23 protein-coding genes and 1 tRNA gene are annotated in these 24,975 nt (G+C 58.7%); 9 read left to right on the top strand and 15 right to left on the bottom strand.

Annotated features, from left to right (window positions below; all coding sequences use genetic code 11):
- Window positions 1-533: 533 nt before the first annotated feature.
- Window positions 534-1,448, top strand: coding sequence for a GGDEF domain-containing protein (locus NA619_RS07430; RefSeq protein ID WP_255961133.1), 915 nt, complete (start codon window positions 534-536; stop codon window positions 1,446-1,448).
- Window positions 1,449-1,451: 3 nt separating this feature from the next.
- Entirely contained in the window at window positions 1,452-2,477 is a 1,026-nt protein-coding gene (locus NA619_RS07425) for an AraC family transcriptional regulator (RefSeq protein ID WP_255961132.1), read from the top strand.
- Here NA619_RS07425 and NA619_RS07420 read toward each other — a convergent pair whose 3' ends face one another.
- From NA619_RS07420 to NA619_RS07400, 5 genes are all read right to left on the bottom strand, one after another.
- Window positions 2,478-4,016: an L-lactate permease gene (locus tag NA619_RS07420; RefSeq protein WP_255961131.1), complete on the bottom strand. Its 1,539-nt coding sequence runs from the start codon at window positions 4,014-4,016 to the stop codon at window positions 2,478-2,480. It lies immediately after the preceding gene.
- Complete coding sequence (locus NA619_RS07415; protein ID WP_255961130.1) at window positions 4,016-5,017, bottom strand: 2-hydroxyacid dehydrogenase; 1,002 nt, start codon at window positions 5,015-5,017, stop codon at window positions 4,016-4,018. The genes NA619_RS07420 and NA619_RS07415 overlap by 1 nt, the downstream gene beginning before the upstream one ends.
- A 122-nt stretch (window positions 5,018-5,139) precedes the next feature.
- Window positions 5,140-5,559 carry a hypothetical protein gene (locus tag NA619_RS07410; protein ID WP_255961129.1) on the bottom strand — a complete coding sequence of 140 codons (420 nt, stop codon included), beginning with the start codon at window positions 5,557-5,559 and terminating at the stop codon, window positions 5,140-5,142.
- 9 nt (window positions 5,560-5,568) lie between these two features.
- The gene (locus NA619_RS07405) at window positions 5,569-7,020 is read right to left on the bottom strand and encodes a GMC oxidoreductase (protein ID WP_255961128.1); all 1,452 of its coding nucleotides are present in this window, start codon (window positions 7,018-7,020) and stop codon (window positions 5,569-5,571) included.
- Between the two features lie 218 nt (window positions 7,021-7,238).
- Entirely contained in the window at window positions 7,239-7,889 is a 651-nt protein-coding gene (locus NA619_RS07400; RefSeq protein ID WP_255961127.1) for a hypothetical protein, read from the bottom strand.
- A 160-nt stretch (window positions 7,890-8,049) separates the two neighbouring features.
- On the opposite strand from NA619_RS07400, the gene NA619_RS07395 reads away from it, so the two are divergent.
- A complete protein-coding gene (locus tag NA619_RS07395; RefSeq protein ID WP_255961126.1) occupies window positions 8,050-8,304 on the top strand; it encodes a hypothetical protein in 255 nt (84 codons plus the stop codon).
- Window positions 8,305-8,456: 152 nt separating this feature from the next.
- Here the strand turns inward: NA619_RS07395 and NA619_RS07390 are convergent, their stop codons facing one another.
- The 3 genes from NA619_RS07390 to NA619_RS07380 form a co-directional block, all read right to left on the bottom strand.
- The gene (locus NA619_RS07390) at window positions 8,457-8,612 is read right to left on the bottom strand and encodes a hypothetical protein (protein ID WP_255961125.1); all 156 of its coding nucleotides are present in this window, start codon (window positions 8,610-8,612) and stop codon (window positions 8,457-8,459) included.
- A gap of 151 nt (window positions 8,613-8,763) precedes the next feature.
- Entirely contained in the window at window positions 8,764-9,930 is a 1,167-nt protein-coding gene (locus NA619_RS07385; protein WP_255961124.1) for a sensor histidine kinase, read from the bottom strand.
- On the bottom strand, window positions 9,927-10,304 hold the full coding sequence (locus tag NA619_RS07380; RefSeq protein WP_255961123.1) for a response regulator: 378 nt from the start codon (window positions 10,302-10,304) through the stop codon (window positions 9,927-9,929). Before NA619_RS07380 ends, NA619_RS07385 begins: the two co-directional genes overlap by 4 nt.
- A gap of 536 nt (window positions 10,305-10,840) precedes the next feature.
- On the opposite strand from NA619_RS07380, the gene NA619_RS07375 reads away from it, so the two are divergent.
- The 3 genes from NA619_RS07375 to NA619_RS07365 all read left to right on the top strand — a co-directional run bounded on the left by NA619_RS07375 (window position 10,841) and on the right by NA619_RS07365 (window position 16,051).
- Complete coding sequence (locus NA619_RS07375) at window positions 10,841-13,129, top strand: MHYT domain-containing protein (RefSeq protein ID WP_255961122.1); 2,289 nt, start codon at window positions 10,841-10,843, stop codon at window positions 13,127-13,129.
- A gap of 533 nt (window positions 13,130-13,662) precedes the next feature.
- Window positions 13,663-13,911 (top strand): DUF1652 domain-containing protein, encoded by a 249-nt coding sequence (locus NA619_RS07370; protein ID WP_255961121.1) that lies wholly within the window; start codon window positions 13,663-13,665, stop codon window positions 13,909-13,911.
- A gap of 211 nt (window positions 13,912-14,122) precedes the next feature.
- Window positions 14,123-16,051, top strand: a complete 1,929-nt coding sequence (locus NA619_RS07365) for a sensor domain-containing diguanylate cyclase (RefSeq protein ID WP_255961120.1) — start codon at window positions 14,123-14,125, stop codon at window positions 16,049-16,051.
- 310 nt (window positions 16,052-16,361) lie between these two features.
- Here the strand turns inward: NA619_RS07365 and NA619_RS07360 are convergent.
- The 4 genes from NA619_RS07360 to dapA all read right to left on the bottom strand — a co-directional run bounded on the left by NA619_RS07360 (window position 16,362) and on the right by dapA (window position 19,609).
- Window positions 16,362-16,451: transfer RNA gene (locus tag NA619_RS07360), tRNA-Ser, on the bottom strand.
- Window positions 16,452-16,586: 135 nt separating this feature from the next.
- Window positions 16,587-17,456, bottom strand: a complete 870-nt coding sequence (locus tag NA619_RS07355) for a phosphoribosylaminoimidazolesuccinocarboxamide synthase (RefSeq protein ID WP_255961119.1) — start codon at window positions 17,454-17,456, stop codon at window positions 16,587-16,589.
- 133 nt (window positions 17,457-17,589) lie between these two features.
- Window positions 17,590-18,690, bottom strand: a complete 1,101-nt coding sequence (bamC, locus tag NA619_RS07350) for an outer membrane protein assembly factor BamC (RefSeq protein WP_255961118.1) — start codon at window positions 18,688-18,690, stop codon at window positions 17,590-17,592.
- 40 nt (window positions 18,691-18,730) lie between these two features.
- Window positions 18,731-19,609, bottom strand: coding sequence for a 4-hydroxy-tetrahydrodipicolinate synthase (gene dapA, locus NA619_RS07345; protein ID WP_255961117.1), 879 nt, complete (start codon window positions 19,607-19,609; stop codon window positions 18,731-18,733).
- 220 nt (window positions 19,610-19,829) lie between these two features.
- Here dapA and NA619_RS07340 point away from each other — a divergent pair, with 220 nt between their 5' ends.
- Together NA619_RS07340 and NA619_RS07335 are read left to right on the top strand one after the other, a co-directional pair.
- Window positions 19,830-20,390, top strand: a complete 561-nt coding sequence (locus tag NA619_RS07340) for a glycine cleavage system protein R (protein ID WP_255961116.1) — start codon at window positions 19,830-19,832, stop codon at window positions 20,388-20,390.
- 16 nt (window positions 20,391-20,406) lie between these two features.
- A complete protein-coding gene (locus tag NA619_RS07335) occupies window positions 20,407-20,880 on the top strand; it encodes a peroxiredoxin (protein WP_255961115.1) in 474 nt (157 codons plus the stop codon).
- 34 nt (window positions 20,881-20,914) lie between these two features.
- Here the strand turns inward: NA619_RS07335 and NA619_RS07330 are convergent, their stop codons facing one another.
- Together NA619_RS07330 and NA619_RS07325 are read right to left on the bottom strand one after the other, a co-directional pair.
- Window positions 20,915-21,991: an AI-2E family transporter gene (locus tag NA619_RS07330; RefSeq protein ID WP_255961114.1), complete on the bottom strand. Its 1,077-nt coding sequence runs from the start codon at window positions 21,989-21,991 to the stop codon at window positions 20,915-20,917.
- 18 nt (window positions 21,992-22,009) lie between these two features.
- Entirely contained in the window at window positions 22,010-22,261 is a 252-nt protein-coding gene (locus NA619_RS07325; RefSeq protein ID WP_255961113.1) for a sulfurtransferase TusA family protein, read from the bottom strand.
- A 106-nt stretch (window positions 22,262-22,367) separates the two neighbouring features.
- On the opposite strand from NA619_RS07325, the gene NA619_RS07320 reads away from it, so the two are divergent.
- Window positions 22,368-23,798, top strand: a complete 1,431-nt coding sequence (locus NA619_RS07320) for a M48 family metalloprotease (RefSeq protein WP_255961112.1) — start codon at window positions 22,368-22,370, stop codon at window positions 23,796-23,798.
- A 65-nt stretch (window positions 23,799-23,863) separates the two neighbouring features.
- Here NA619_RS07320 and nadA read toward each other — a convergent pair whose 3' ends face one another.
- Complete coding sequence (gene nadA / locus NA619_RS07315; RefSeq protein ID WP_255961111.1) at window positions 23,864-24,922, bottom strand: quinolinate synthase NadA; 1,059 nt, start codon at window positions 24,920-24,922, stop codon at window positions 23,864-23,866.
- Window positions 24,923-24,975: the final 53 nt, after the last annotated feature.

The following is a 24,975-nucleotide window of genomic DNA, read 5'->3' as shown; positions in this document are numbered from 1 at the left end:
AGTGCCAGAAATCAAAAGCCTAAGCACTGTGGGTTGGGTTTCACAACGTAGGATGGGCGAAGCCCATCGCAAGAGCTTGATGGGTTGCACCCGCCCTACGAGACGCAGGCGTGAGTTGCTTCTTTGCTGGCAGACGAACCATCAGACGCCGCCGAACGCCCCTTTCAGAAGGCCGAATGGAATCGCTGCGTAGAGGGGCGAGCGGCATGGATGCCGCGAGAGCCGTGAAGGGCCATGGATGGCCCTTGCGCGGCGGCCCTCAGCGCAGCGATGGAATGAGGGAAGTCGAGCGCAGCGAGACCCGGATGCAGGGGCAAGACCTTTTGGTTCCTTTTGGGGCGACTGCCAAAAGGAACTCGCCCAGCGGGGCGAAACCAAGCCATCAAACAACTCCCTAATCAGCCTCACTCCCAAAACACGAACAATAACGTGAAAACCCCTGAGCCAATTCAACCCCCACCCCATTCATCCAACCGTCACATCCATCTGTTTCCGTGCCCTCACGCACTGGCGCGCCTCGCCACGGAGACCCGATGAAATCCCTGCTCAAACTCCACACCCTTACCCTTCTCGGCCTGGCCATAGCCGCCAACGCCGGCCTGCAAATCTATCTCGCGACCGGCCAGCTCAAGGCCTGGGCCGAGATCAACTGGATGGACGTCGCCGGCGAAGGCGGCTCGGCCGTGCTCGCACTGGCATGGCTGATCATGCTGCTGCGCAGCCGCCCGGCCGGACGGGTGACGCGGCTGCTTGCGCTGGGTCTGTGCTGCGTATTCTTTTCCTGGTGGATGGACGCGTTGGATGAATTCATTCACCTGCCGGAACTGGCAGTCTGGGACAACTGGCTGGAAACGGCACCAATGCCCATCGGGCTGATCCTGCTGACGCTGGGTATCTACCACCTGAACCAGGAGCAGCGCGCCATCAGCCAACAGATGAGCAAGCGTGAAAAGCTGTTTCGCGAGCACCGTCTGTTCGACAAGCTGACGCCCCTGGGCGCCGCCGAATATCTCCGGCAACAGCTACAGCGTGCGCTGGCACAGGGCCTCGAACATTCGCAGCCACTGTCACTGGTGGCCGTGGACATCGACGACTTCAACGCCATTAACCAACGCTACGGCCAGGCCGAAGGCGACGCCGTGCTTCAGGCCATGGCACAAGTGCTGTTGCTCAATCTGCGCCGTCAGGACCTGCTGTGCCGGTTGGCCGGGGATCGCTTTGTCGCGGTGCTGCCCAATACCGGGGAAGCCCAGGCGCGGCTGATCGCCGCTGAGCTGCAACAGGCGGTCGCCAGCCTTGCGCATCGGACGGAGCAGCACGGCGAGCGTCTCCATTTGCAAGCCAGCACCGCTGCAATCATGGCCATCGACGAAAACGCCGAGCAGTTGCTCAAGCGCCTGAATCTCGGCCTGGCGAAAGCCAAGCAACATCTGCCGCGCTGCGCCTGAACAATGAACATGCCGCTCGGCTACGAATGCGACACCCGATTCATTGCCGCGCATCATCAGCCGGCGGTGCTGATCGACCTGGCGTTATCGCGCGGGATCGACAGTCACCAGCTGCTGCGCGGCAGCGGAGTGTTCTACGACGACGTGACCAGCGGAGGAGCGCGCATCAGCCCTGATCAACTGCGCGTGCTGATTGGCAATGCTCAGCGACTACTGGGCGCTGACGACAGCAGCTTCCTGTTCGGCCAGCGGTTGCTGCCCGGGCACTACGGAGAGGTCAGCCATGCCCTGACTCACGCAGCGTCGCTGCAGCAGGCTCTGGAGCAGCTGCAGCAGTTCCGCGCCCTGCTCAGCCCCCTGCTGACTCCGCGCTTGTTGCACGACGAAAAGCAACTGCACCTGTACTGGACAGCCAGTTGCGGCACCGGCGAGCAGCGTTTCCTTACCGAAGCCAGCCTGACCGCTGTGGTCGCCATGAGCCGACGCCTGTCAGGCGCGCGCTTGCCTTGGCGCTTTCACCTTGCTTACGGGCAGCCGCGGCATATCGAGCAGTACTGGGTACACATGGGCGAAGACCTGACGTTCGATAGCCAGATGACCATGATGAGCCTGCCGATCGAGTATCTGCATCAACCCTGGCCGAACGCCTCGGCAACTGCAGGTCGGGTCGCATTGCAGGCAGGTCAGGCCCAGCTTGAACAGCTCGGATGTACGAGCAGCTTCATCGATCAGCTATACGATCATCTGCACGCCAACATCCGCTCACCGCTCAATCTGGAGCGCGTCGCGCAGGCCTTCGACATGAGCCCGGCATCGCTCAAGCGCAAACTGCACAAGCACGGCACCGGCTTTCAGGAGCAACTCGACCAGGTGCGCAAGCACGTTGCGTTGTACCTCTACCAGATGAAGGGTTACAGCAACGAGGAAGTGGCGAGTTATCTGTGCTTCAACGACACTACCAACTTCCGTCGCTCCTTCAAGCGCTGGACCGGCATTGCGCCCAGCGCCCTGCGCCAGCTGTTCGACTAGCTAGACGAACACCCAGAGCGCGAGCATCCCGCCAAGCAGGGCATAGATCAGGGCCGGCGCCAGGGTACGTCGCAGCACCTCGCCCTCCTGGCCAACCAGATTCACCGTCGCGCTGGCCGCCACGATGTTGTGCGGACAGATGATATTGCCGACAGCTGCGCCAAAACCCTGAGCGCCGAGCAAGGGCAACGCCGGCATACCCAGACGCTCTGCGGTGGCTTGCTGGAAATCACTGAACAGGATGTTGGATGCGGTAGCCGAGCCGGTCACGAATGTACCCAATACACCCACGAAGGGCGCGAACAAGGGCCAGACACCCCCAGTTGCGTTAGCCGCCGCCAACGCCAGGGTATCGATCATCTGCGCGTGCACCATCACCCGCGACAATGCCAGCATCGCGGTCAGCGCCAGTGTCACCGACAGCATGCGTCGCAGCACCTGAACCGCGGACGCAGAAACCTCGGCAAAGGCCGCACGCTGACAGAAAGCACCGATGAGAAAGCTCAGCAGTAGCAAGGTGCCAGGGTGATAAAGCACGGCCATGCTGCCGCTGAACGCCTCGAATCGCCACGTTAGCGTCACACCCTGCAGCGCTTCGCGGATCGGCGTGATCAAACGCGTCACCAGCACCAGCGCAACCAGCGCCAGATAGGGTGCCGATGCCCGCAACAGCTGCTGTCCGGATGCACCGCTCTGCCCTGCCGCGCGAGCACCCTCGCGGCGGCGCAATGTCACCAACGCCGCGACGAAGATCATCGCACCCAGTAGTGCACCGCCCAGCGTTGGCAGTTCCGGACCGATGAACACGGCGATCAGGTAGAACGGCAGCAGGAACGCCACCGCGGCGAACAGCGGCCACGCCCACTGGGCCAGCGAAATCTGCCGACTGCCAGCGAAGGCGCGGGAAACCAGCCACATCACCACCAGCGGCATCAGCCAGCCCAATAGGACGTGGTAGTTCGCAGTCGCCGCGGCCAGTTCACCGCCGCTGAACGGCGTGACCGCCAACTGCGGCAGGATCGGCGTCCCCACCGCCCCAAAGGACACCCCGACGGCGTGGCCGATCAAGGCGATGCTCACCGCCTCCACACGACCAAAACCTGCGGCAACCAGAAACGGCGCGGCCAGGGCGACTGAAGTGCCGAAGCCTGCGGCGCCTTCGATGAACAAGACGAAGAACCAGGCCACCAGCAAGGCGACGATGCGCGGATCATCAGACAGCCGCCCCATAGCCTCGCGCAGCACATCGATCGCCCCCGTGCGCGACTGCAACTCGTGGATGCACAGCGCCGGAAAGATGATCCAGAGGATGGTCATTGCCAGGAACAGCGCTTCGCCCAGCGCGCCGGCTGTGGCAACGCCAACACCCAGTTCAGGCAGCAGCCGCGTACCGTAGCCGAAGGCAAACCAGGCGATGCCAAGGGCAAGAAGCAAGCCGACACTGCCGGAACGCGCGGCGGACCAGCGAAATCCGACCATCAACACCAGTATCGCGATGATAGGAACCGCCGCGAGCCCGGCGAACAGCAGATTCGGCATCAGGCGATCTTGTCCGCGTTGACCCGATGCAAGGTGCCCGTGCCGCTCTCGAAGGCAGTGATATTGGCGATCGTGGTGTCGGCGATGTTGGTCAGCGCCTCGGCGGTGAAGAACGCCTGATGGCCGGTAATCAGCACATTGTGGAAGGTGGTCAGGCGCATGAACTGGTCATCGCTGATGACGCGCTGGGACAGGTCCTGAAAAAACAGGTGCTCCTCTTCTTCGTACACATCAAGCCCGAGCCGGCCGATCTTTCCGCTCTTGAGCCCTTCGATCACTGCCTTGGTATCAATTACCCGGCCCCGCCCGGTGTTGATGAGCATGACGCCGTCCTTCATCTGAGCGACCGCCTTGGCATCGATCAGGTGATCGGTTTCCGGCGTAAGCGGGCAGTGCAGGGAGACGATGTCCGCTTCGCCCAGCAGGCGGTCCAGCGCAACGTACTCAACGAATGGCTTGGCATCCGGGCTTGGGTACGGGTCAGCCGCAAGAATCTTGCAGCCAAAGCCACGCATGATGTCGGCGAAGATCAGCCCGATCTTGCCCGTACCGATCACGCCGACCGTCTTGCCGAAGAGGTCGAAGCCGAGCAGCCCATCAAGGGAGAAGTTGCCCTCACGCACACGGTTGTAGGCACGGAAGGTCATCCGGTTGAGGCTCAGCACCAGCGCCACCGCATGCTCGGCCACCGCATGGGGCGAATAAGCAGGCACCCGCGCCACCGTCATGTCGAGCCGTTCCGTCTCCGGCAGATCGACATTGTTGAAACCCGCCGAACGCAGCGCGATCAGGCGTGTGCCGCCGGCGTGAAGCAGCTGCAGCACCTCGGCATCGAGCTTGTCATTGACGAACGCGCAGACGCCGGCGAATCCCGCGGCCAACGACGCCGTTTCGGCTGTCAGCCGGGCATCCAGATACACCAGCTCATGCCCGTGCCGCTCGTTGGCCTTGTCGAGAAAGGTGCGGTCATAGGGTTTGGTGCTGAATATGGCGATGCGCATGGGAAGACTCCTCTGGAAGCGAATTGATGGGCCACCCCAGCGATACATCGACCTGATGTCATGCTCGACAGATCAAAGGCGGAGCGGCCAACCGGCTCAGCGAGTCTGGCAGAAGCAATGCCTCACGCTATCCCCTCGAACCGGGCGTAGGGGTTGCTGCAGGGTAACCTGTAACCGATAAAGCTGACTTTTGCCTTGGCCTGGGGCTGCTGCCGCAGGAAATCGGTAGACATCATGAAGTCAGTCAGCAGGCGACGCTCGAATTCATCGACCTTTGGGTTGGTGTAATCAGTGCCTACGCCGGTGTCCTGACGGATCCGGTAGAGCCCCATCAATGCCATGAGCTTCTTCTGACCATAGTGCTCGTGCATTGCATCAACGAACTTGCGCTGGTCGTCGGCACTCATCTCGAAATCTCCAACCAGCCGATGAAGCAGATGTGGAATGAAGACCTGGCGGTCTTCGTAGACCCAGGCGGCTGAGCCCACTGCGGCCAGCCCCAGCGTGGCGGCGGACGAGATCAACAACGTACGGCGTTTCATTGGCAGTCCTTAGCTAAACAGCAGGTCAGCAGCACGGATCGACAGCGCGGCGGCGGTCAGGCTGGGGTTGGCGGGCGAGCAGCTTGGGTAGGTGGCGGTACCCACCACGACGAGGTTGCGCATCTTGTGATGCAGCATGTGCCCGTCGACGACCGAACCATCGTCGATCTGCCCCATGCGCAGCGTGCCCTGTACGTGCGATTCGGTCAGTCGCCATTCACGAAAGTTGATCGACTCGACGGGCAGCGGCGCCAGAAGCTTTTCAAGATTGTCCAGGCCGTACTGAACGCCTTTCAGGCCATAGTCCGACTCACCCTGGTAATCGACGATCGCATTACCGCTTTTCGGATCGATCTTGATCCGGCTATCGCGGTTGGGCAGATCTTCCCCGACGAGCATCAAAGGCAGCAGCTGGTTCCAGCGGCCAATTTCCGGCCGCAGCCCGTAGGGCCATCGATTTTCGAAGTAGACCAGGCAGGCCGAGTGGTCCTTGCGGAAATCACCGTCATAGAGCGAGTAATTCAGGCCGGTGGTGATGGTACTGCCATCGAAATTGCCAAGACCGTCCAGATAGACCTCGATATTCGCACCGACCTGCTCGTGCAGGCCCATGCCCGTATCACCGAAGGCAATATCAGAACGCAGCAGGATGGCAGGACTCTGAATGGCGTTCGCACCCAGCACGAACAGATCACCGAAAACTTTGAACTCTGCTCCGTCAGAGCGAATCGTCGCGCCCTTGATGGTGGTGCCTTCGTATTCGAGCGTGCGCACCTCGGTGTTCAGGCAGACGTCCACCTTTGGGTGCCGGAACAACTCAGCCAAGCCATTCTGGGCAGTGAACTTGGCATTGACTGGGCACAGATTGCAGGTGGCGTTGGCGCAGCAGACCCCGCGGGTGCCGGTGGCGACACGAGCGCGACCGGTCGGCATGATGAAGTGGTAATCAGGCATGGCCGCCTTCATCAGCATGTCGATCGATGAGCCCTTATGGGGCGGTTGGGGGAAAGGCTGGCTTCGCGGCAGCACTCTGGCCATATCTTCATCGCCAGCGATCGACATGATCTGCTCAGCCTGACAATAGTAGGGCTCAAGGTCGTCGTAGCTCAGTGGCCAGTCGTGACCAACGCCGTAACGGGTGCGAGTGGCGAAATCACTTGGGTGCAAGCGAGGGGTCTGGGAATACCAGCAATTCATCCCGCCGCCGAGCGCAATCGTGGTGTTCCAGGGCTTTTCGTGAGGGTTTTCGTATGTGGACTCGGGCGTGATGACCGAGCTGCGCTGGTTTTGAATCTGCCAGTCCCATGGGTGGAAATCGCCCCACTCGATGATCAGGGCCCGTCCTTTGAGGTGCTTCAACGCTTCGGTCAGAAAGAAGCTGGAACCGAAACCAGATCCGATCACTACTAATTCATACTGCGAACGGTCGACATCCCTTGCACTTACGCGGTTGATTTCCACGCCGACTACCCTTCCATATCGCAAACTGGTCCTTGGACAAGCTGCCTGATCCATGATTGGCGCGAGCATCGAAATCCTGCGCGTGCCGTAAGCGCCTTCGCTGCTGGATAATCAACCGCAGCGACAACAGCTTTACGAGACCTTTCACGCAGGGCTTAGTTCCACGCGTAGTTGCGTCGCACCCACCGAATTAGACCTGCTCGACACGAAAAGACAGTTCAGCCAATGGATTCCGTCAGCCATTGTCGTACTTTGCGACGATCACGGCGTGACAATAGCTGTTGAGTGAAGGGGCTCTCAGGGATCAGCGCGCAATCAGGTTCGCCCTGATCGGCCAACTTGAACCGTCTGAGTACGCCCATGGGATGTCGCTCCGGCCCGTAGAAGGCTACGGCCCGAATCTCCAGGGCATTGAACTGCCAGTCACCGGCGGGCCGGTATCCGTTCAACTCGACCCCGTGACGTCGCGCAACAGCTTCGAGCATCCCTTGGAAGGTGCCAACCTGGACGTATTCACCGCTGCGCAAAGGTCCCTGATGCGTCGTTTGGCCGATGGACAGGTCGGGCGATGCAGCTGTCTCGCTATCGATGCTTTGCCGAATGTCCGTCACATCGAGTTCAAGCGGCCCCTTGGACGTTTCGATGGAGACAACCAGCTGGTTGATGAACATGGGCTCGGCGCTCATGTTGGAGATCAGGCAGAGCGAGCTCAACCCTCTCCCCGCCCCACGGTTGATGATCAGGCTCGGTTTGCGCTGCCGCCTGAAATTGAGCAATAAAAGGTGTGCATAGAACACCCAGACCAGCAGCGTGCAGGCCGAGATCCCGAGCGTGAGCAGCTGGTGATTGTCTTTCAGCCAATCGATCATTGTTTGCCTCGAAGTCATGTGTCTGGCTAGGACAGCGCGACGACCGCGACGTGCCTGACCTGTCGTCCTGCATGCCTGCATCGAATTCAGGCATGAACAACTGCGCGGGTGGCTGGGTCCGTATCAGAGAGCATCCGCTCCTGACATCGAGGGCTTTGTGATGAACATTTCAGCTATGGCAGCCACATTTCTCGCCGCGCTATTGACGGGCGCAACCGTTCAGGCGGCCCCATCCGACAGCGGTCAGGACGCCGGCCAGAGCCAGCAGGAGCAGAACGACGAGGCTTCGGCCCACGGGTATCAGAACCCGACCGGCGAGGATCCTGACCCTCGGATGACGAACCATCCGAACAGTGAGCCAGAGATCACCGACGAAGAAGACACCATGGATGATGAAGACGACAGCGAAGATTAATGCCGGTCTGTAATCGCCATGCCTGTCGGGCGTGTCGGCATGGCCGCTGCAACGGGAATCGCGGTAAGCGAGGAATATCCGGAGCCGCTGCGTTCACCTGACCTTATCCGCGGGGCCGCGGATAGGTTGTAACGCTTGCGCGACTGGCGCTTTCAGGCACTGTGTTGACGTTCGAATGCTCCGCCATCAACGATTTCGGCGTTCTGGGGCGGCCGGTTGAGAATCGGCTGCTCCGGTAATGTGCCGAAGGCCTTCCACATAAAGTAAATGCTGAGGGCAATCGTAGTTGCCATGAGCGACAGCAGCATCACCGTTCCCATCTTCATCACTCGCTAAAAGTTGCCAGGTTGCGAATGATGTCACAGTGATATCTATGTGAGTAATGTTTTTGTCTTGCAACTGCGCGATGACAGAAGTCACAGGCTCATGCAAAGCGGCTGTTCAGCCGTCCGTTAGCAACTATCCCTCGACCGCTGAATCATTGATCCTACGATGTGGCATCAGCCGCGGCAGACTTAGTGTAATGACAACGCCCTCGCTTTCGGTGGATGTCACCGAGACCGTGCCTTCATGTGCTGTGACGATCTCTTTGACGACATAAAGGCCCAGTCCCAGATTTTGCGTACGGGCAGCGATGCGCTCAGTGGCCGGGCGAATGACGAAGCGCTTCACAGGATCGAACAAGGTACGCAGCCGCGCAGGCGGAATGACGTCGGCGTCGTTTTGAACGCGGTACATGACCTCACCGGGCAATCCGAGGATCGATACCGCAATTACCCCGTCTGGCTTCCCGTGCTGCACGGCGTTCGTAAGAAGATTTGAAAACGCCTGCGCGATTCGAGCGCCGTCCCAGGCACCGATCAGATGGCCGTCCGTCGTCAGATGAATCTTACGGTCCGGATGGAAGGTTCTCGCTTCCTCAACCACCGTCTGACAGACCTCAAGGAGGTCGACGTTGTGCGGGTCGATGGGTATGCCACCGCCCAGGTGCGTCGTCGAAAAGTCCAGCAAATCTCTGACGATCTCGTCCATCCGTTTAGAGCTGTTGAATATCCGCAGCCCGACTTTCAGCGCCTTGGAAGGCAGGCTCTGGTCGAGAAGCAGCACCTGAGCACCCATGCTGATGGCACCTAGGGGAGTCCGTACGTCGTGGCCGAGTATGGCGAGAAACAGATTCTGAGCTTCTCTCAGCATCTTGGTATATCGCGCCATGGATTCTGTCTGCGCCTGATCCATGGCTTCGTTGAAGCGAACCATGTCTTGAATCTCGCTGGCGCTGGTGACTTCGATCCGCCGTGCCCACAAACGCAGCACGCTTGAACGAAGGGCTCTGAACTCGGCCATCACCTGATCGCTGCTCAGGCCGGCCGCGATTCGATGGGCGGCATGACTTTCGGCAACTGTGTCTTCTGTTGACTGTGGGGCCAGCCCCTTGGACTTGGCAATACTCTCAAGCTCATCCTGCGGCGTATCCAGATCTACAACGATAACCTGCAACAGTGCAGCGGCATGGTCCCGCAGCTCTGCCCTGTCGGCGTGACGAAGCGGCTCCATTGTCGACGCAAAGGCTTCCCACTCCTGAAGTATTTCTTCAAGGTTGGATAATATAAAGACGGATAATTTCAATTAATTTCCTGAGCGATCCCACTTGGGGGTACAGAATGAATCTCGAGTAACTTTCGCACACTGACCAACAAGCCTTCGACCATAAATGGCTTTTTAATGAAACCGTCGTAATAGTCGCTAACACCCACATCACACTGAAGCGAGCCACTCATCAACAGGATGGGAAGTTGAGCAGTGGATGGCGTCTGCTTAACGTGCTGACACAGCTCCAGGCCTGTTAAGCCAGGCATACAATAGTCAGATATCAGAAGATCCGGTTGTAATGATTTAATCTTGGATAATGCGTCAGCCCCACTGAAAGCCACACTCACCTCATAGTCAAAGGACTGCAACAACATTGCGCAAGTCTCGGCAAATGCCGAGTCGTCATCCACTACTAGAATCATTGCTACCTCTGAACTTGCGCACATGCCGCTAATGACACGGCTCAGTTACATGCGCCCCGCCATTTGACATGAGAAATTATTGCCTTCCTACAACCAGAAAGCCGTCCGGCACCCATTTCAGGCTCAGATATTATTTCGGAAGTATCAAACAAAACAGCGCTCAAACAAGCGGAAGGAAGAATTGTGCCGCCTCACTAAAACTCGGCGCATGCAATCAACATACAGTAATTAAGCTCAACAATCCTTTTTTCTTTTTTATTTCACACTTATATTAATCCGCTTGGAATTATTAACGATTTCGAGAGAAATCGTCTTAGGAGGTCTCGAAACGCTCAGAGCAGGAATCGTCTGGCGGTCCGCTGAACGGCTACATTTGCGAGACAAGCCGGCATCTAGCCTTGCGGTTGCCCGAGCGTAGCAGCCGCACCGGGCAACTTGATCAGGCAATGCCGCCTGTCGATATCTAGGTATGGCTCAGGTCTGTATGCAAGACTCAAGGCAACGACGTATCGAAACGAACGCCTATGCACACCACCTATAACTTCGCACTGGTCGGCCTTTCCATACTGATTGCAATCGCCGGCTCATTTACCGCACTCGACCTTGCCGGCCGTAATCGGGTCACCCACGGCTGGGCTCGCCACGGGTGGCTGGCCGCCGCCGCTGCCTGCATGGGGGGCAGCATCTGGGCGATGCATTTCATCGGCATGCTCGCGTTCGGTATGCCGGGAATGGACATTCAGTACGACCTCGGGTTGACGCTGTGGTCGTTCGTCGTGCCCATTGCAGTGACCGCCATCAGTTTCTTTGCGGTTGGCGCACGCTCGGACAAGCTTACGCTGGGCATCGGCGGCCTGTTTATGGGGCTTGGTATCGGTGCGATGCACTATATGGGCATGGCCGCGATGACCATGCACGCCGAGCTGAGCTATGACCCTGCCTGGGTAGCGTTGTCCTTCGCAATCGCCATTGGCGCGTCAACCATTGCGTTGTGGTTATCGGACAAGGGCGCCAGGCCCGTGCTGCAGGGGGTATCCGCCGTCATCATGGGCTTTGCCATTGCCGGCATGCATTACGCCGCGATGGCAGGCGCACGCTTTACGCCGATTGCAGCCGATATGCCTGAGATGTCCGGCGATGGTCTGGATCTCCTGACGCTGGCTTCGGCGGTGTCCGGTTCGACGTTCGTCGTTCTGTTCTTGGGTTTGGCTGCGTCGATGCACGACCGGCGCAAGGCAATGATCAGCGAGCGCGAAGCATTTTCCCTGCGCCTTAGCGAGGAGCGCTTCCGAGAGCTGTACAGTAAAACGCCGCTCCCGCTTCACTCGCTGGACGCCGATGGACGATTGGAGTCGGTGAGCGATACCTGGCTTGCGCTTGTCGGCTATCGTCGCGAAGACGTCATCGGCAGGCATCTGGTCAGCTTCATGACGGAGACATCGGCACGTCAGATGCTTGAACAGGACTGGCCGTTATTGCTGGAGACCGGCGAATGCCTCAATGCCGAGTACCGCCTCGTCGCCAGAGCGGGCATTTTCGTGGATGTCCTGGCATCGACCCGTATCGAGAAAGTGTCCGGGGGCTCGCTCATCCTTGGCGGCCTCGTGAACATCAGTGAACGGCGACAGGCCGAAGCCGCACTGCGTCAAGCGCAGAAGATGGAAGCCGTCGGCAAGCTGACCGGGGGCATTGCACACGACTTCAACAACCTGCTTGCCGTGGTTGCAGGCAATCTGGAGCTTCTGCGCAAACGCGTGCCCCGTGCCGAAGGGCGCATCGACAGCCTGATCGAGAATGCGCTGCAGGCCACGCGGCGCGGCGAGGGTCTGGTTCAGCGGTTGCTCACATTCGCCCGTAAACAGGAACTGCGCCCCAGCTCGGTTTCGCTTCCCGATCTGGTAATGGACATGCGCGAGCTGCTTCAACGCTCAGTGGACATCAACATCACGGTCGATATTCGCTTTCCGCTAAACCTGCCGCCGGCATATGTCGATGCCAACCAGCTTGAGATGGTGCTGATCAACCTGGTGGTGAATGCGCGGGACGCAATGCTAAACGGCGGCACCATCTGTATCGAAGGCCAGTGTCGGTCTGCGAATTTCGAAGGGAAAGACGGTAGCCGGGACTATGTCGTGCTGAACGTGCGCGACGACGGCTGCGGGATGTCCCCGGAAATACTGGCTCGAGCCACCGAACCGTTTTTCACGACCAAGGGTCCTGGCAAGGGCACTGGCCTGGGCCTATCGATGGCGCATGGCTTGGCCGAGCAGTCAGGCGGACGCCTGCATGTGCGCAGCACTCTGGAAAAGGGAACGACGATAGAGCTTTGGCTCCCTCTTTCGACCGTAAGCGCAGAGAAGCACAGCGTCGCCGATCCAGAAGCGCTTGAGGCCGATACAGCTGGCCAGCGCTTTCCCGTCCGGACCTCCCTGGCTGTTCTCGTCGTCGATGACGACCCACTCGTTCTGGAAAACACTTCTGCGTTGCTCGAGGACCTCGGCTACCGCGTTACGGCGGTCGACAGTGGCGAAGCCGCCCTCGGCCTGCTGCGCGGTCAGGGACATTTCGACATTCTGGTGACTGATCACATGATGCCCGGGATGACGGGCGCTCAGCTGGCGGACACCCTGCAGGCGGAGCGTCCGGGTTTTCCGGTTCTTCTTGTGAGCGGTTATGCCGACCTCGCTGAAGGCAACCGCCGCCGCCCTACCCTCGCCAAACCCTTCACACAGTCCTCGTTGGTCCTGGCGATGAACCAGGCGATGCATCGGCCAAACCCTGGCGTGGTGGTGGAGCTGTACCCCGCTCGTTAGCGATAGGTCTGCCGTCCTGACATTGCGAAACCAGACCGGACCACTGGACCAGCTCACCTGTATTGGAGGTGGTTCTTTCGCTCCAGCTGTCTGCCCATTACGTGCTCGTCAGATGCTAATCACAGCGGCCCTAGGCTAAGTGGCATAGAGCCACTCGTCGGCTGTAAGTAAATGCTTACAAGCAATGAAGGCAGTACGCCATTACTGGCCATCTGACTTAAGCTAATAATGGCATGGCACACGACGCACAGGGATGCACAAGCAACTGGGATCGTCTGCAGGATCGCGAAACGGAATTCGCTTCAAGGATTAATGGAATAGACGTGTGTAAGCCTCGCTCCGGCGAGGCTGTTCCACTTAGCTGGCCTCTGCCCGCTGTAGCTTTTTAGGCGTCGCTCCCGTTCTAGTGCGTCAGCCAAAGGGATAGCCCCTCCAGCTCGGAGGCAAATCCCAGCAGCCCCCACCACTTAATTACCTCTCCACCTTGGCCGGACGCATCGTTCCGCCCGCTTCTGCTTGCACAGGATTTGCACATGCCGCTCACGCTACAGATGGCAACCGCTATTGTCGAAAGCGCTTTCATGCCCCTTTCGTGCCGCTTCTCGCACGATCTGTCCAGCGCCCGGATCCGGATCTACGACTCAGCTACCGGTGAGGCGCGCCTTCTGGTCGCGGGCATCCAGATGAGTGGATTGAGTAACTCCAAAGCAGTAAGCAAACTTGTTGGCGAGATCCGCCACGAACTCGAAGTGGTCAACCTGTTCATGCCGCGCGTGTACTGATCCTCGTCTTCAAGCAAGACCGAAACGGAACAGCCCCGCGATCGCCCAGATGTATCAAGCAGGATGAGAATTCAGACCTGCTTCCGAGGCAAGCAGCACTACGGGTGCTGCCCTGCGCGCATCCGATCGCGCCAAGATCAATTTTTAGTCGGCACGGCCGTTACAACTAGGCAGCGACATTTCGCTTGCATACCTGCCACGAGTTCCAAGCATGAGCCGTCCGACAGATCGGAACCATTTTCCCTTTTTCGCTTCGCTTTGTATTGTGCTCGGCGCCTGGTTGTTGTTCGGCATGTCGGCCTACGCTCTGTCCGAGAACTCTAGCGGAAAGATTTTGCGCTTAGGCCAGGCTGAGCAATCGCTGCGGACCGATGCTGGCTCCTACTCTGAATACTTGCTTCAGCCTATCACCCGCTCATTCGATCATGCCGCGCAATCCGGAGATTGGCAGATCCCTGCACGCGGGATTGTGAGTCTCGGCCACAAGGATCAAGGGGGTTGGATCCGCTTCCGAGTGATGAGCCAGACGCAAACAGCAGATGCTTGGTTGCTGACACTCGCGGTCCCGACTCTGGAGCGGGTTGAGATGAGGATGTTTGATCCGCTTCGTGGAGCCTGGTCTCGCTCCCAGATCTCGGGCAACGCCGTCAGCTCCCAAGAAAAGCCCATTTGGAGCCGCTATCCCGCCTTCGAGTTGGATCTGCCTCCAGGAGAGGAGCGCGTCGTCTACATCCGAGCGAGCAGCTTCGACTACCTGAATCTTCCGGCCGTCGTTGTTCGACACGATGTCTGGCATCAGCAGGAATCACAGCTCATCCCATTACTTGGAGCGTTCTTCGGCGCGATGTTTGCGATGCTGATCTACAACGGCTCGCTACTGATCTTCACACGCGACAAGGCCTATCTCTGGTATTGCCTGTACTTGAGTTGCTCAATTACCTACACGCTCAACATGACGGGCTTGGGCAACCAATATCTATGGGGTGATATGCCGTCGCTTGCGTCTCGATTACTTCCGATGAGTATCTGCGCAAGCTTCGCTGCGGCTGGAGTGTTCATTCGATCATTCCTGAACCTCAAGCAACGAGGCGGCTACCTTCTGCAAATCAGCAATTTCACGATTCTTTACTGGTTTGTAGTCACGGTCATCGTCGCATCCAAACCAGACCTTTTTACGCAACTCGGGGTGTACGAAGTAGGCTTCTTCAGTTGCGTTGTCGCGCAGGGCACGGCGATGCGCTTATGGTACGAGGGCAATGTCTCAGCTCGCTACTTCACCATTGCCTGGCTCGCACTTTATATGAGCACCGGTTATTTGACTCTAGCCCTGGCTGGCTTCATCCCGATGTCGCATAACCCAATCCACTTGCAACTAATCGGCTTTACGCTCGAGTTCTTGTTGCTGTCTATTGCATTGGCCGAGCGGATAAACCGTGAGCGCATTGCGCGCATACAGGCGCAGCGAGAAGCATTGGCGGCTAGTCAGGCACTGGGAATCGAACGGCTCACCAGCTTACGCACCCAACAGGAAGCCAACGTTCAGCTCGAACATCGCGTACAGGATCGAACACGCGCACTGGAAGAATCCAACCAGGCGTTAGCCGCTGCAAATGCGCTGTTATCCGAACTAAGCCAACGGGACGCGCTGACCGGGCTGTTTAACCGGCGCCACTTCGACGAGCTATTCGAAACAGCCGTTCAGCAGGCGGCGATAGACCGGCACTATATTGGCATCGCCATGCTCGATATAGATCATTTCAAGCGCATCAACGATAGTTACGGACATACGGCTGGCGACCATTGCATCGTCGCGGTGGCCGATGTGCTGAGGCGCTATACGCAACGCAGCGGCGAGAGCGCGGCAAGATTCGGCGGAGAGGAATTCATATTGCTGTTCACCAACGTCTCTCAAGCCGCGCTGTACACCTTATGTGAACGGATCAGGAAGGATATTGAATCCATGCTCGTCAGCGTCGATGGTTCAGGCATCTCATTCACAGTCAGTATCGGGGCAGCTTGCCTGCAGCCCCAGCCAGGAGATCAGCGCGAAGCTTTTTCAAAGCAAGCAGACGAAGCGCTCTATAGCGCCAAGGCCGAAGGACGGAACCGCGTCTGTGTCTTTACCGCAGCGAACATGTAACAAAGCTGGCCCGTCTCAAGCTTCCTACATCGTACTTTTGCCATCAGATAAGCGGGATGCCGCAGCGAACAGCAGCCTCTTGATTTTCACCATACGAGCTGTCCTGCGATGGGCAGCTGGCCCAACCTATTGCACTAGCCCACTAGATCAAGCTCTGACGTTTCGGCCACTGTCGCTCTGGCCGGCGCCTCCAGCTTGAAATAGGAAAGGACACGGGCGTTATGGAAAAGACCTGCGCTGCACCAAACAACGACCACAAAAAAGCCCCGCTGCACAATTGGTGCGGCGGGGCTTTCAGGTCCTCGAATAGTGGCGGAGAGATAGGGATTTGAACCCTAGGTACCCGCGAGGGTACAACGGATTTCGAATCCGTCCCGTTCGGCCACTCCGGCATCTCTCCAGCGGCGCGCATCATAGCAGTTCATGAGCGATTGTCGAACCCCAGTGAACCGCTTTTTTCTCGCTTTTCAGGGCGTTGCGTAGTCGCCATGGCCGTCGCGTTTCGTGCTCCTGAGGACAGCCCAGAAAAGAACGATCAGGCAGTTAGACGTGTCAGCGCTTCGCGATACTTGTCGGCCGTCTTCTGAGCCACGTCAGCGGGTACAGGCGGAGCGGGTGGCTCCTTGTTCCAGCCTGTCGACTCCAGCCAATCACGCACGAACTGTTTGTCGAAACTGGGGGGATTGCTCCCTTCCCGGTAGCTGTCCGCCGGCCAGAATCGGCTGGAGTCAGGGGTCAACACTTCATCCATCAGCGTCAACGTGCCGTCCTCGTCCAGGCCGAACTCGAACTTGGTGTCGGCAATGATGATGCCTCGAGTCTGGGCATACTCCACCGCGGCGGAATAGAGCGCGATGGATGTATCACGGACTTGTGCCGCCAGCGCGGCGCCGATGATGGCTTCACACTGCTCGAATGAGATGTTTTCGTCGTGATCGCCCACTGCGGCTTTGGTTGATGGCGTGAAAATAGGCTGAGGCAGCTTTGCCGCTTCATTCAGACCAGCAGGCAGTTCGATTCCGCAGACCGTCCCGCTTTTCTGATATTCCTTCCAGCCGGAGCCAACGATGTAGCCTCGCACGATGGCCTCGACGGCAACCGGCTTCAACCGCTTGGCAACCACCGCACGACCTTCCACCAAAGGCAATTCCTCGGCAGAGACGACGTCTTCCACTTTGTCGCCCGTGAAATGATTGGGGACCAGGTGTCCAAGCTTGTCGAACCAGAAGTTGGAAATCGCGGTGAGGATCTTGCCTTTCTCCGGTATCGGCTCGGCGAGAATCACGTCGAAAGCGGAGAGCCGGTCGGTGGCAACCATGAGCATGCGCTTGTCATCGATTTCGTATAGGTCACGAACCTTGCCGGAGTAGATCTTCTTAAGGCTGAGAGATTGGGTACTGGTCATGGTGACTCTCGTGTTTACCAAGCCGTTGCCCAGCTGCGTCGATCTGCAGCCGCGACAATTGGTCTTTCATTAAACGAAACAGGCGAAACCGAGGGGTTTCGCCTGCATGGACTGGCACGGGTCGATCCGCCGATCAGTCCAAATTTTCCTTGAGCATGTTCAGCACACTGCGCGCGACGTCTGCTGGTGCAACCGTGTCGAGATCCTTGTCGAGCGAGACTTGAACGTTGCCGCCGACATCGGTCAGACGAAGCTGATACCGCTCGGATCGGGCATCCAATTCTTCACGATCCGGCGCACCGCCAAACAGACGCGAGAAGAAGCCTGGCTTGTCGTCAGGATTGGCCGCACCTTCGGCAAGGTTGATGTAATAAACGCCGAGGCTACGATCAAGATCCTCCACCAGAATGTCGCTTGCTTGCAGTGCTCTTCCAACACTCGACCAGGCACGGTTGAAGTCGGTATCAAGCTGCAGGACTGGACTGCCGCTGCCCGCTTCGCTAAGCGTTACTCGGCTTGGGGCGTCATATTCACGCTCTGCCAGCAGCGAGGCCGACCCGCCCTGCTCGGTGCTGCGGTTCAGGCCCGCGTGCAGTTCATCGAGGAGCACTCGATCAAGCTCGGCATTAACCGGCGCATCGGGCCAGGCGACATCTGCGCTGCTGCCTGCCGGACGTTGAACGCTGACCAGATAGATCTCGCTGGTATCGCGCTGCACACCCGGCTCGATCCTGACCCGAACCCGGGTTTCGGCATCGCTCAGACCAAGATTGCGCACCAGCGCAGTAGCCAGTTGATCACGGGTCTGCCAGGCGGTGACGAACTCACCGGTCTGCGGCCGCTCTTCATCGATCTGGAAGCCATTGTCAGTGAAGAACTGCCGAGTAGCAGCCCAGACCTGCGAGGGCGCACGCATCGCAACCAGCCAACGTGCATCTTCAGAGGTCTGCAGGGAGAACTCACCAGCTTCTTCGGCAATCAACAGCCGCTGAGGGCGCGGTACTTCGTACTCACCGGTCGAACGTGAGTCGGCAACCTGCTGAGGAACGGGAAGCAGCGGCTCGATCGGGCGCAACGCTGCGCCAGCCGGAACCTGCATAGGCGGCACTTGCTGCGCCTGGAGATAATCGCTGCCACGGTCGCGGAAATATCCGTCGTCGCCCCACAACCAGCCACAACCGCTGGTTCCAGAGATGATCAAGGCTAGGGTCGAGAGGCCGGCCAATCGCTTCATGCATGTTCCTTCATTGTTAAATCGGTACACCGGAGACTAATCAGGCCAGCACACCGGACTGACGCATGGCATTGCGAAGCGGCTCCTGGCAGCGCTGGCTGAGCCAAGTCAGCGGCAGGCGAATGCCATCCTGCATCAGGCCCATCTCGTGAAGCGCCCACTTTACAGGGATCGGATTGGCCTCGAGGAACAAGGACTGGTGTAGCGGCATCAGCAGCGCATTGATGGCGCGCGCTTTCTCGGCGTCGCCCGCGATTGCTGCAGCACAAAGCTCACTCATCGCACGGGGCGCGACGTTAGCTGTCACTGAAATATTGCCCTTGCCGCCCATCAACATCAGTTCGACCGCGGTGGCGTCGTCACCGGAATAAACGAGAAAGTCCTTACTGACACGATCAAGCACTTCCTGACCGCGCTTGAGATCGCCGGTCGCTTCCTTGATACCAATGATGTTCGCCACCTTGGACAATCGCTCGACGGTTTCAGGGAGCATGTCGCAGGCCGTACGGCCTGGGACGTTGTATAGAATCTGCGGAATCGCGACGGCTTCAGCGATATGGCGGAAGTGCAGGTACATGCCTTCCTGGGTCGGCTTGTTGTAGTAAGGCGTGACCAGCAAGCACGCATCGGCGCCAGCGGCCTTGGCGTTTTCAGTCAGCTCTACCGCCTCGCGAGTAGAGTTGGCTCCGGTTCCGGCAATCACCGGGATACGGCCATTGACCTGATCCACCACTCGCCGGATCACTTCGATGTGCTCAGCCACTTCGAGCGTAGAAGCCTCGCCCGTGGTACCGACAGCGACGATCGCATTGGTGCCTTCCTGGAGATGGAAGTCGACAAGCTTGCTCAGGCTATCCCAATCAAGACCACCCTGCGCGTCCATGGGAGTGACCAACGCCACCATACTGCCCGCAATCATGCAACCCACTCCTGCCGGAAAAAGAGAGGCGTAATGGTACAAGGCTCCTGAGCGCTTTGCGAGTACGCTGGATGCATCCCATCTGGCGGAAGGCCCAGATCGCGGCGGCCCCCTTCGTCTCACTTCAGCGGCCCCCTCATTCCCTCGGGCATCGCTTTTCGATACCCTTAGCCGTTTTCGGCTTGGCTGGCCGACCGATTCATCACCGCCAGGAATCTGAATGTCCACCCCCCCTGTACCCAGAGAACAGTTTCTCGTCATCAGCGCCATGGGTCGCGACCCCATGGCGCTTACCAACGTGCTTTGCAGAACCAGCAACGAGAACCGCTGCGCCGTCGTGAGTACGCGTTTGACCCGGCATGGTGAATGCTGCGCACTGGTCCTTGAAATCACCGGAACATGGGACGCGCTTGCTCGCATGGAAACGGCTCTCCCGGCGCTGGCCAAGAAGCATGAGTTCACCACTAACGTGGTGCGTAGCGAAGCGCTGGAGACCCGCCCTCAAGCGCTGCCCTACGTGGCCTATGTCAGCTCGGTTTACCGCCCGGACATTCTTAATGAGCTGTGCCAGTTCTTCCTCGACCATCGCGTCGAACTCGAGAGCCTGACCTGTGATACCTACCAGGCCCCTCAGACCGGCGGCACCATGCTTAATGCGACCCTGACCGTCACGCTTCCGGCCGGTACGCAGATCAGCTGGCTGCGTGACCAGTTCCTGGACTTTGCCGACGCTCTCAATCTCGATGCCTTGATCGAGCCTTGGCGCCCGCAGAACCCTTGATATAAGGAAGCAGATGATGGCAGTGCAAATCGACCAACCCGTTCCGCCCTTCCTGGCCCGAGCAACCAGCGATTGCCTGGTCAGCCTGGAAACCCTCAAGGGCAAGCAGGCGGTGTTCTATTTCTATCCGAAAGACAACACGCCAGGGTGCACCACGCAAGGCCAGGGTTTCCGCGACCTTCACACCGCCTTCGGCGACGCCAATACGCTGGTTTTTGGAATTTCCAGAGACAGCCTGAAGACCCATGAAAATTTCAAGGCCAAGCAGGCGTTTCCCTTCGAGCTCATCTCCGACAAGGACGAGCAGCTTTGTCAGCTATTCGATGTAATCAAATTGAAGAAGCTATACGGCAAGGAGTACATGGGGATCGACCGCAGCACCTTCCTGATCGACAGCCAAGGTGTGCTCCGCCAGGAATGGCGAAGCGTCAAGGTGCCTGGGCACGTTGACGCTGTCCTGCAGGCTGCTCAGGCACTGCATAGCAAATAAGCGAAGGCCGGTTGATACCGGCCTTTTTCTTGCCTTAAAGTCTCTCGACTTCTGGCACTGCAGCCGCTCTACGAGGCCACGCATAAAGCACCGCCTTGAACAGGGTCGCCAGCGGGATCGCGAAAAACACGCCCCAGAAGCCCCACAGCCCTCCGAATAGCAGCACTGAGCAAATGATCGCCACGGGGTGTAGGTTCACCGCTTCGGAGAACAGCAACGGCACCAGTACGTTGCCGTCCAATGCCTGAATGATTGCGTAGGCAACCATCAAGTAGATGAACTGGTCACCCAGCCCCCACTGAAACAACCCTATGAGTGCTATCGGGATGGTGACTACCGTGGCGCCGATATAGGGCACGACAACCGAAATACCCACCAGCATTGCCAGCAGCGCCGCGTAATTCAGTTCCAGCGCTGCAAACACCGCATATGACACCACGCCACAGATCAGGATCTCGATCGCCTTGCCGCGGATGTAGTTGGCGATCTGCATGTTCATTTCCTGAGACACCTGGGTGATAAGCGCGCGCTCACGTGGCAGGTATCCGCTTAGCCAGTCGCTGATTTGCTGACGGTCTTTAAGAAAGAAGAACACCAGAATCGGCACCAGAATCAGGTAGATCATCAGACTCAGCAGCAGCGGAAGACTGGACAGTGACGACGTCAACACCAACTGCCCGTAACGCCCAACCTCCCCACGCATGAAATCGATACCACGCAGCACCTGCTCCTCGGTCAACAGCTGTGGGTAGCGCTCCGGCAGCAGCAATAGTAGGGACTGCCACTCGACCAGCATTCGCGGCAACTCGTTAAACAGCGTCAATACCTGCTGCCAAAGCAACGGCACCAGGAACAGAAGGCAAACGGTGAGTATCCCAACGAACATCAGGAACACCAACCAAACCGCCAATATATGCGGGAGGCGTGCGCGCTCCAGCGCACCGACCAGTCCCTGCATCAGAAACGCGAGTACCAAGCCAGCCAGAACGGGCGCGAGCATGTGACCCAGCGTCAATACGGTAGAGAAAGCCACCACCAGCAATACCGCCAGAACCACCGCTTCTTCATCAGAAAAATAGCGATGGACCCAGCCACGCAACACCTTGAGCATGTATTTCCTTACCGGCCTTCAGGCCTTGCGCAACCAGTATTGATAAAGACCTTGATCCACTTCTTCCCGCACAAGGGTATGCCCTGCAAGCGCGGCGAAACTGCGGAAGTCTCGTTGCGATCCTGGATCAGTCGCTGTGACTTTCAGAATCTGCCCGCTCGCCAAGCGATTGAGCTCCAGCTTCGCCTTCAGCAGGGGCATCGGGCACTGTAGCCCTGCCGCGTCCAGCTCAGCGTCGCAGCCAGCATCGGACACGCTGTGTTGAGTCATGGCCTTCTCCTCTAAAGATACGCAGGATACCGACCTGCCACGGCCTCTGGCCAGTTACCCAGGCACAAGGCTACAGTAGCGCTCCCGCCCTCATGAGCCAGTCTGGATGAAATTGCTGCGCCCTACCCTACTGACGCTTGCATGCCTGATCGGGCAGCCGGCCATGGCCAATGATCTGCCGTCCCTGGGCGACTCCAGCTCAGGCATCGTTTCGCCGGAGCAGGAGCACCAACTGGGTCGCGCCTGGCTCAGCCTGCTGCGCGGCCAGGTCCCGCAGCTCTCGGACGCTTTGCTGAAGGATCATCTGGAGCGCAGCGTGTACCGTCTGGCCGAGACCAGCCAGCTGCAGGACCGTCGTCTGGCGTTCGTACTGCTCGATAGCCCACAGCTGAATGCTTTCGCCGCGCCCGGGGGCATTATTGGGGTCAATGGCGGCCTGTACTTGCACGCACAGACCGAAGCCGAATACGCCTCAGTATTGGCGCATGAATTGGCGCACTTGTCCCAGCGTCACTTCGCACGCGGCCTCGAAGCTCAGAAGCGCATGCAACTGCCCTTGATGGCGGCCATGCTCGCCGGTGTAGTTGCAGCCGCGGCAGGTGCAGGAGACGCAGGGATCGCCGCTATCGTCTCGACACAAGCGGCTGCCATCCAGGCGCAACGGCGCTTCTCCCGGCAAAACGAGCAGGAAGCTGACAGGATAGGCATCGTCAATCTGGAGCGAGCCGGCTATGACCCCCGCGCCATGCCACAGATGTTCAGTCGGCTGATGCGCCAGTACCGCTACGACCAGAAGCCCCCTGAATTCCTCCTGACCCACCCGGTTACCGAATCACGTATAGCGGACACCAATAACCGCGCCGAGCAATATCCCGACGGCGGGGTCAAGGACAGCCTTCGCTATCAGTTGATGAGGGCTCGAGTGGATCTTAAATTCGAAAGCACGCCAGGCGTCAGCGCCAAGCGCTTTCGCGCGATGCTCGCAGAGGATCAGGAACTGGACGCGGCTCGGTACGGGTTGGCGCTTGCACAGATCAAAAGCGGACAGCTTCCGGATGCTGCAAAAGAGCTGGAACCACTGCTGGCAAAAGAGCCCGAGAACGCCATTTACAATCTGGCGCAGGTCGAACTGGACATCACCGCCAACCGGCTCGCCGCAGCGCGCAAGCGGACTCAGCGACTGCTCCAACTCTACCCGGGCAGCTACCCGGTGCGGCAAACGCACATCGACCTGCTGATCAAAGAAAACAAGCTGCAGGAAGCCGAGCGTGAGCTGGATAAGCTGGTCGAAGCCCGTTCGAAGGACCCAGACATTTGGTACCAGGTATCGGAGATTCGGGGGCTCACAGGGAACATCATTGGCCTGCACCAGGGTCGCGCGGAGTATTTCGCGCTGGTCGGCGACTATGATCAGGCGATAGAACAGCTGGATTTCGCCAAGCGTCGCTCGGACAATTTCCAGGCAGCCGCCCGCATCGATGCAAGACAGAAGGCGTTGATGGACGAGAAGCGGATGGTGGAGGAAATGTTGCGCTGAAGCCTTTCTCTACAGCGAAAACCTCGTGCAACCAGCGCAGGATTCAACCTGCGCTGGGCTGAAGATCACGCATTTCCTGCCTGTCTGATGCGCGCCGCCTGGGTGAAGTCCAGCATGCGCTTGAGCGGCTTGACTGCGCGAGGCACGAGGGCTGGGTCTACGAAGATCTCATTGCTGCCCGCCTGCAAACACTCCAGCGTCCGCTCCAAAGTGTTCATTGCCATCCACGGGCAATGGGCGCAACTACGACACGCAGCGCCGCTTCCCGCAGTCGGTGCCTCAATGAACTCCTTGTCAGGGCATAGCTGCTGCATCTTGTAGAAGATGCCGCGGTCGGTGGCGACAATGAACATCGGGTTCGGCAGCGTCTGAGCCGCCTTGATCAGCTGACTGGTAGAACCCACAGCATCCGCGAGGGAGATTACAGATTCCGGCGACTCGGGATGAACCAGCACGGCCGCATGTGGATACAGCGCTTTCATGTCCTCCAGCTGTTTCGCTTTGAACTCTTCATGCACGATACAGGCGCCATCCCATAACAGCATATCGGCACCCGTCTCACGCTGTACGTAGCTGCCTAGATGCTTGTCCGGAGCCCAGATGATCTTCTCACCGTTATCCATCAGACTCTCGACGATCTCCAGCGCACAGCTGGAGGTGACGACCCAATCCGCACGCGCTTTGACCGCCGCGGAAGTATTGGCATAGACGACGACGGTGCGCTCTGGATGCTGGTCGCAAAACGCGGAGAATTCTTCGACCGGGCAGCCCAGATCCAGCGAACAGGTTGCCTCAAGCGTGGGCATCAGCACGCGCTTCTCGGGATTGAGAATCTTAGCCGTTTCCCCCATGAACTTGACGCCGGCAACCACGACGGTTTGTGCCGAATGCTCGTTACCGAAGCGGGCCATTTCCAGCGAATCGGAAACGCATCCCCCGGTTTCCTCGGCTAAGGCCTGTATCACTGGGTCGGTGTAGTAATGCGCTACCAGTACCGCATTCTGCTTTTTCAGCTCAGCCGCAATCTCACCGCGCAAGCGCAGCTCATCGGCCGGCGTCAGCGGGTGCGGCTGCTTGGCAGCAAGGTGCGCCTGAACCAGGATGCGTTCGGGTATTTGCGTCATGTTCGCGAGTTCCTGCAAGCACGGCGGAGCACGGATCGCCGAGTATAGCCATT

The sequence above is a fragment of the Stutzerimonas stutzeri genome (genome assembly GCF_024448895.1).
In the GTDB taxonomy this organism is placed as follows: Bacteria; Pseudomonadota; Gammaproteobacteria; order Pseudomonadales; family Pseudomonadaceae; genus Stutzerimonas; species Stutzerimonas stutzeri_Q.
This window is presented reverse-complemented; position numbering and strand designations above follow the sequence as displayed.

What these genes read in the sequence shown, in the direction of transcription:
- NA619_RS07430 (WP_255961133.1), top strand. Translation starts at nt 534, where the DNA reads ATGAAATCCCTGCTCAAACTCCACACCCTTACCCTTCTCGGCCTGGCC.
- NA619_RS07425 (WP_255961132.1), top strand. Translation starts at nt 1,452, where the DNA reads ATGAACATGCCGCTCGGCTACGAATGCGACACCCGATTCATTGCCGCG.
- NA619_RS07420 (WP_255961131.1), bottom strand. Translation starts at nt 4,016, where the DNA reads ATGCCGAATCTGCTGTTCGCCGGGCTCGCGGCGGTTCCTATCATCGCG.
- NA619_RS07415 (WP_255961130.1), bottom strand. Translation starts at nt 5,017, where the DNA reads ATGCGCATCGCCATATTCAGCACCAAACCCTATGACCGCACCTTTCTC.
- NA619_RS07410 (WP_255961129.1), bottom strand. Translation starts at nt 5,559, where the DNA reads ATGAAACGCCGTACGTTGTTGATCTCGTCCGCCGCCACGCTGGGGCTG.
- NA619_RS07400 (WP_255961127.1), bottom strand. Translation starts at nt 7,889, where the DNA reads ATGATCGATTGGCTGAAAGACAATCACCAGCTGCTCACGCTCGGGATC.
- NA619_RS07395 (WP_255961126.1), top strand. Translation starts at nt 8,050, where the DNA reads ATGAACATTTCAGCTATGGCAGCCACATTTCTCGCCGCGCTATTGACG.
- NA619_RS07390 (WP_255961125.1), bottom strand. Translation starts at nt 8,612, where the DNA reads ATGCTGCTGTCGCTCATGGCAACTACGATTGCCCTCAGCATTTACTTT.
- NA619_RS07375 (WP_255961122.1), top strand. Translation starts at nt 10,841, where the DNA reads ATGCACACCACCTATAACTTCGCACTGGTCGGCCTTTCCATACTGATT.
- NA619_RS07370 (WP_255961121.1), top strand. Translation starts at nt 13,663, where the DNA reads ATGCCGCTCACGCTACAGATGGCAACCGCTATTGTCGAAAGCGCTTTC.
- NA619_RS07365 (WP_255961120.1), top strand. Translation starts at nt 14,123, where the DNA reads ATGAGCCGTCCGACAGATCGGAACCATTTTCCCTTTTTCGCTTCGCTT.
- NA619_RS07355 (WP_255961119.1), bottom strand. Translation starts at nt 17,456, where the DNA reads ATGACCAGTACCCAATCTCTCAGCCTTAAGAAGATCTACTCCGGCAAG.
- bamC (WP_255961118.1), bottom strand. Translation starts at nt 18,690, where the DNA reads ATGAAGCGATTGGCCGGCCTCTCGACCCTAGCCTTGATCATCTCTGGA.
- dapA (WP_255961117.1), bottom strand. Translation starts at nt 19,609, where the DNA reads ATGATTGCGGGCAGTATGGTGGCGTTGGTCACTCCCATGGACGCGCAG.
- NA619_RS07340 (WP_255961116.1), top strand. Translation starts at nt 19,830, where the DNA reads ATGTCCACCCCCCCTGTACCCAGAGAACAGTTTCTCGTCATCAGCGCC.
- NA619_RS07335 (WP_255961115.1), top strand. Translation starts at nt 20,407, where the DNA reads ATGGCAGTGCAAATCGACCAACCCGTTCCGCCCTTCCTGGCCCGAGCA.
- NA619_RS07330 (WP_255961114.1), bottom strand. Translation starts at nt 21,991, where the DNA reads ATGCTCAAGGTGTTGCGTGGCTGGGTCCATCGCTATTTTTCTGATGAA.
- NA619_RS07325 (WP_255961113.1), bottom strand. Translation starts at nt 22,261, where the DNA reads ATGACTCAACACAGCGTGTCCGATGCTGGCTGCGACGCTGAGCTGGAC.
- NA619_RS07320 (WP_255961112.1), top strand. Translation starts at nt 22,368, where the DNA reads ATGAAATTGCTGCGCCCTACCCTACTGACGCTTGCATGCCTGATCGGG.
- nadA (WP_255961111.1), bottom strand. Translation starts at nt 24,922, where the DNA reads ATGACGCAAATACCCGAACGCATCCTGGTTCAGGCGCACCTTGCTGCC.